Annotated in this window: 4 protein-coding genes; 3 read left to right on the top strand and 1 reads right to left on the bottom strand. The window is 43.4% G+C overall.

Annotated features, from left to right (window positions below; all coding sequences use genetic code 11):
- Positions 1-499 precede the first annotated feature (499 nt).
- A complete protein-coding gene (locus A8708_RS08260) occupies positions 500-2773 on the bottom strand; it encodes a helix-turn-helix domain-containing protein (RefSeq protein WP_068662997.1) in 2274 nt (757 codons plus the stop codon).
- A 335-nt stretch (positions 2774-3108) separates the two neighbouring features.
- Here A8708_RS08260 and A8708_RS08255 point away from each other — a divergent pair, with 335 nt between their 5' ends.
- The 3 genes from A8708_RS08255 (at position 3109) to A8708_RS08245 (ending at position 6527) form a co-directional block, all read left to right on the top strand.
- Positions 3109-4014, top strand: coding sequence for an ABC transporter permease (locus tag A8708_RS08255; protein WP_068662996.1), 906 nt, complete (start codon positions 3109-3111; stop codon positions 4012-4014).
- 16 nt (positions 4015-4030) lie between these two features.
- Positions 4031-4891, top strand: coding sequence for a carbohydrate ABC transporter permease (locus tag A8708_RS08250; RefSeq protein WP_068662995.1), 861 nt, complete (start codon positions 4031-4033; stop codon positions 4889-4891).
- An 82-nt stretch (positions 4892-4973) separates the two neighbouring features.
- Positions 4974-6527: an extracellular solute-binding protein gene (locus tag A8708_RS08245; protein WP_068662994.1), complete on the top strand. Its 1554-nt coding sequence runs from the start codon at positions 4974-4976 to the stop codon at positions 6525-6527.
- Positions 6528-6545: the final 18 nt, after the last annotated feature.

Genomic DNA, 6545 nt, shown 5'->3' with positions numbered 1-6545 from the left:
GAGATTTGGGGAGGTAGTCCCTTTTTATGTGTGAAAAAAGCTAGGTTTGGTGCGGGTTTGAGATTATGAAATTGACTCTTTTCTACAGCTAATTCAAGCGAAATCATCGCATTTTTCATAATAACTGGATTTTCTCCAGTTAAATTAAGCCATTTCCCTCAAACGGAACACTTTGAGTGAAATTAGATGTAGAAAATACAGCTAAACGCCAAACAGGCTAGTTTTACTCGGAAATAGATGTAGAAAATCCAGTTATTTCCCCTAAAGCTGCCCGAATAAGGTACTGCCAGAGCAATCGAGCATAGCCAGACCAGCACGCAGTTGCCTCTGCCCTTTCCTATTCGATTCGCCAGGAATCAAGTCTTGCGAAACCAAAAAGGAAACCACATTCAGTATTTCGCGATTTCAACCTCCTTAACTTAACTAACGGAACCACGTTCCGTACCTCCCCCACGCTTGAGAGATAGCCCACCTCCAAGTGGGCATATCTCTACCAGGATCAGTTCTTATTATTCAGCCTACGGAATTCGCTAGGTGTAATTCCGGTATGACGCTTGAACACACGGTTGAAAGAAGCAGCTGTGAAGTAGCCGACGAGCGAAGCAATTTCTTGCACTTTCAGGTCGGTATCTCGCAGCATTTCAATCGATTTATTCATTCTGACGGTAAATATATAGTCGCTGAAGTTCGTTCCGGTCTTTTCTTTGAAGTAGGTCGACAGATACGGACCGGTAATTCCAAGCTTAGCAGAGATGGCTTCCAGTGACAGGTCATCTCCGAAATTGGACTCGACATATTCCATGACGAACTTGGTCATGACGTCGGTTTCCGATTTCTTCTCTTTCATGGCGGCTGCGGACCGGGACAGGAACCAGTGCAAGAATTCCTTGTACTGTTCCAAGGTGTGGCAGGCTTTCAAGAGATCGTAGGGTGAACCCCTGTCGGAGAACGTGTGGATGGAAATATTTTGGGCATACATACTCTTCATCGCTTTGTTCACGATATCTTTGGTGAAGTCTTGGAACTGATAAGCCAGTGCACCAGCCTTTGCAAGCTGATCGAGCAGCTTATCGGCTAATGGAATTGTGACGGCATCAGAGCCTGCTTGTAGATTAGCTGTCAACTCATTCTCCTCCGAAGGCGTAGGAATGAGCAGGGCTGGCTGTGGAAGCCACTCCGTAATGATCTGGACATCTTCTCCCAGCCGTCTTTGTTTAATGAGATCTAACGCGTTCTGATAGGTTTCTACGAAGTCAGACGAGCTCTTGTGAACTGGACTTGGTGCAATGGTGAAGTTGCAATACTGGGCGTCCATTGCCAGCATATCTACAAGATGATCCAGATTGTCTGAATGCGCAGTTTCTTCCTCATTTTCAATGAATAGAATGGAGAGGATCTGATCTTTTTCCAATTGAAAGGTTAATGAATCTGTGTAGATTCGCGAGAAATGCGTCTCAATCAGTTCTTTATAGGTAGTGAATATACGCTGCTGCCCATTCGTAATTTCTGCCAGAAACTTATCCTTGAAGTCAATTTGAAAAAGGACGAGCTTATAAGGCTTGTTCGCATCAATTGAAGTGTGTAATTGCGAGCCTTTACCTTCTAGTTTCCTCAATCGTGTCATGTAGGCAAATTGTTGCAACAAGGTGTTCTTGGAACGAATATCTTTATGAAATTCCTGATTTGATCGGGATAAGTCATGAAGCGTATTGTGAAGCAAGTTGAATTCCTTAATTCGACTGTTCTTATTGCCCTGCAAGCCTGCAGGGTGAAACGATTCCAGCGAGGAAATCATGTTCGCAAGTGGGTTATGGAATCTCCGAGCGATCAGATACGACACTGCCAGTGAGATGAATAAGGAAAGCAGGATAAGCGCCAGCATATTCAGGTTAAGCCGGTGAATTTGTTGCGTAAGACCTTTGTCAGAAACGATCTCGATATAGGTTAATCCGGTTTCTGCACTGGTACGATAGAAATAATAAGTATTCTTAATGAGCGTATAGCCGTTTCCGGTTATCGCTTTGACTTCTTCAGGCAGCTCGGCTTCCTCCGAAGAGAATATAACGCTGCGATTGCCATCTACAATTAAGAGGCTGCTTTCAGGTTGAGACTGATGAAATGCTTCAAAAATCTTAGAACTCTTCATAAAGACGATAAAAGCAAAATTCGTATCATAAGCACTTTTAATCATGATGGGCATCAGGCTGTTAATTGGTTTATGTTCAAATGCGGTGACAGAGTTGAAAACGGCAGAAGGGTAGACTTTGAAGCTTTGAGAGCTTGCCAACTCCTTATTCCAGAAATCGACCGTATAAGCGGACTGGGCATAAAACTTGTTGAACATGGTCTCCCCGTCCCGGGTGCCGTCTTTTTCAATAACGAACCGACTATCTTTGAAGTAATATAGGATGTTGTCCAAATAGAGCAAGGAATTATTAAGGGAGTACTGTAAATTAGCTTGCGTCTTAATGACAATATCGTAGTGGGATAAAGGATTCCCATTCTTTAGGATTTCTGTTTCATTGCTGAACAGATAGCCGACCATGATACTGCGAATCAGCTTAATATGTTTCTCATAATTAGCGAAAGTGGTATTCAAATTCAGACCGCTATTCACAATAATCTCGTCCTTAATCCGATCGCGGAAGAAAGAATAAGACCACGTATTAATGGAAACGAGCAATAGAATAATCGCGATGAAGCTGAAGAACAGGGTGTAGAACAGTGATACTTGATTTTGGATTTTTGTCGAAAATCGTGCTATCCACTTCATCGTGTCATTCCTTTCCTTAGTAAGGGTTAACCATATTGAGTATAGCATGGAGTCATGGGTGGGGTTCAATACTCGGAGCTTTAAAAAGTTCTCCATTTTCATGATTAAGGCAGCAATACGTGTGGCTAGTGTGCAAAATTGTGACAGATGGTGGATATATAAGGTAAATTTCCCATCAAGGCAGAATGGGGGGATATTGTCTTTCTTTAAGAACCTATGTCGATTTCGGGAATGCAGAAAATAGTGAGGAATCGAAAGGATGCCTCATTGCCCGGATGACCAGCTTACTTTAAAGTTTGATGCATAGACAGGATATTCAGACTGGAGGTCAAGGCATGGGGCAATACCAAAAGAGATGGCATAACAGCAAATATTTAATGCTATTGTTTTTGCCGGCGCTTATTTATTACCTATTATTTAAATACGTGCCGATGTTCGGAATTTTGATTTCGTTTAAGGATTACAACACCTTCAAAGGTGTATGGGCAAGTGAATGGGTGGGTTTGAAATACTATTCACTATTCTTCAATAGTCCCGATTTCATGAAACTGCTGAAAAACACAGTGCTCCTAGGAGTTTCCAAAGTTATTTTCGGATTCCCGGCACCAATCATTCTAGCTCTACTATTAAATGAAGTGCGTAGGGCTACACTAAAGCGATTTGTGCAATCCATCAGTTATTTGCCTCATTTTATATCGAATGTCGTTGTTGTGAGTATGATGTTCTTATTTCTCTCGCCAACGAGTGGATTAGTCAATAAAGTGATCCAATGGTTCGGTTATGACGCCGTAAACTTCATGCAGAATGAAAGTTATTTCCGGGCAATTTATATTTTATCTGAAATTTGGCAGCATGTCGGTTGGGAAACGATTATTTATCTAGCTGCGCTAAGCGCAATTGATCCTCAACTATATGAAGCGGCACGAGTAGATGGCGCGAATCGCAGGCACCAATTGCTGCATATTACCATTCCGGGCATTCGGCCGGCGATTATTATTCTGTTTATTTTGAACATCGGACATGTCCTGGATATCGGGTTTGAAAAGGTGCTTCTAATGCTGAATCCTTCCATTTATTCGACGGCCGACGTTCTATCCACCTATGTGTATCGGACAGGTATTCAGTCCATGAACTATAGCTATGCGACAGCAATTGATTTATTCAGCAGCATCATTAACCTCATCTTCATTCTGACTGCCAATTGGATTAGCCGCAGAACGAGCGAGACAAGCTTATGGTAGGGAAGGGAGTACGCGTATGAAAAGAAAATTCGGTCTCTTTGATATTGTTTTATTCGTGAGTTTGCTGGGAGTGGTCGTATCGGCACTGTATCCCTTCGTTTATATGATAGCGGTTTCGTTCAGTGGTGTCGTTCCCGTCTTGAAGGGGCAGGTATTCCTATGGCCCAAAGAGTTTAATTTGAACACCTATGCATCCGTATTCGAAAAGCCAGAAATTGGAAGGGCTTACCTCAATACGATCTTCTATACCTTGCTAGGTACGACACTATCATTGATCGTCAGCGCAGCTGCTGCTTATGCCCTTTCCAAGAAACATATGCTATTCCATCGTGGCTTCATGGTTATGATTGTCATTACGCTATTCTTCAGTGGTGGCATGATCCCGACGTTCCTAGTCGTCAAAAGCTACCATCTTATCGATACGATCTGGGCGATGATTCTACCAACCTTGGTCAGTTCCTGGAACATCATCGTGATGCGTACGTTCTTTGCCGGTATGCCGCAGGAAGTGGAGGAGTCTGGCAAAATGGATGGACTCACGGATATCGGTATTTTCTTCCGGCTCGTATTACCGTTATCCAAAGCGATTCTGGCAACGATTGGTTTATTCTACGGCGTTGCGATCTGGAACAACTTCTTCTCGGCCCTCTTATATTTGCGAGATGCCGACTTGTTCCCGTTACAGATTATTGTTCGCAACATGGTGCTGCAAGGTCAAGGCACAGGTGCTGGTAATATCGGCGGCGACAGTATGATCGTAGATGAATCCATTAAATATGCAACCATCATTATTACAACGGTTCCCATCCTGATGATCTACCCGTTCCTACAGAAGTATTTTGCTAAAGGAGCACTAATTGGGTCGATCAAAGGTTAAAATAGAGGTACAAGAACAATGGGGAGCGAGGAAGGCAAGGACGAAAGCAAATTCAAGGATATTAGGGAGAGTGGGGCAACGTATGAAGAAGAAGTCGGTCGTTATGTTAGCAACAATTATGAGCTTGAGTTTCGTTGTGGGTGCATGTTCCAAAGAAAGTAGCGTAGCAACGCCATCCGCAGCATCGACAGCAGCATCGTCATCAGCGTCATCGGCACCGAAAGCACAAACCTTCAAGTTCCTAGACTACAGTAACCCAAGCTGGCCTTATGATGCGAATTGGAAAGTATGGGGATATTTGACGGAGAAAACGGGCGTGAAGCTAGATATTCAATTGCCGCCAGGAAATTTACTTGAGGATGCCCTAAGCATGACTGTTGCTTCTGGGGATATGCCGGATCTCATGTGGACACAGACGAAAGCAATCGCTGATAAATTCGGTCAGCAAGGAGCCTTGGTCAACATTCTTGACTATGTGAAGGATATGCCGAACTTGAAGGCTTGGATGGAGAAGTACCCAACAGAAGCACAGAACGTCCTATCATCAGATGGCAAAATGTATGTGTTCCCGAACCAAGGTTTAGGTGAGTCCAACCGTCGTACTTGGATGTATCGGGAGGATGTATTCAAGAAGCTCGGTTTAGCAGCGCCAACGAACTGGGATGAACTCTACGAGACTTTGAAGAAGTTGAAAGCAGCATACCCAGATAGCTATCCATTGACGTTCCGTAATGGTCTGCGCTATATGTACGATTTCGGAGCGGGCTTCAATGTCCCTGCAGAAGTAGAGAAACGGAAAGCTTCCGTTTTCTTTGACAGCGCATCCAAAGATTGGAAATATGCGCCGATCCAGAACGAATACAAGACATTGTTGACGTATATGAACAAGTTCTACAAAGAAAGCTTGATCCCGAAAGATTTCTTAACAATTGATACGAAAATGTGGCAGGACATCGTTTCCACGAATCGTGCATTCGTAACACTTGATTACATGGGACGTATTGACTTCTATAACAGTGCATTACGCAAGGACAATCCACAATTCACGATGAACTATATGGCCCCACCAGCAGGTTGGACAGGTGGACCGCGTAAGACGGCCTTTACAGCAGTAACAGAAGAAGGCTTCATGGTCTCCTCCAAGTCGAAACAAATTAAAGAAGTCATGAAGTATCTGGATTTCTTCTACTCTGAAGAAGGGAAGAAACTTGTTAGCTGGGGTAAAGAAGGAGACACGGCTAACGGCAATGCTTTCGCAACGAAATATGCAGACATTGCAGATTTGAGAAAGAAAACCGGTTTGTCCACAGATGGCGCTTACACATGGTTTGATTTCAATGCGCATATTTCTGTCTCTTCACCTGAGTTGCAAGCCGCTTATAAAGAGGCACCTAAGTATGATGGTGAGAAAAATAGTACGCTTGCTTTCACGCTCGAAGAGCAACAAGTTTTGGATACCAAAGGTGATTCCTTGAACGCTAATCGTGATGAGAATTTCTCCAAATTCATTATGGGCACACGTAACTTCAGCGAGTGGGATAAATTCATTGAAGAGCAGAAGAAGCTGGGCTATGAGGAAATTGTAAATATTTACAGAAATGCTGACAAACGTGCGAAAGCTGCCGTGAAAAAGTAGGTTTACAGAGGATTGGTT

The organism is Paenibacillus oryzisoli (assembly GCF_001653565.1).
GTDB lineage: Bacteria > Bacillota > Bacilli > Paenibacillales > NBRC-103111 > Paenibacillus_E > Paenibacillus_E oryzisoli.
Note: the sequence above shows the minus strand (reverse complement) of the source record. Positions and strands in the feature narration are given on the sequence as shown.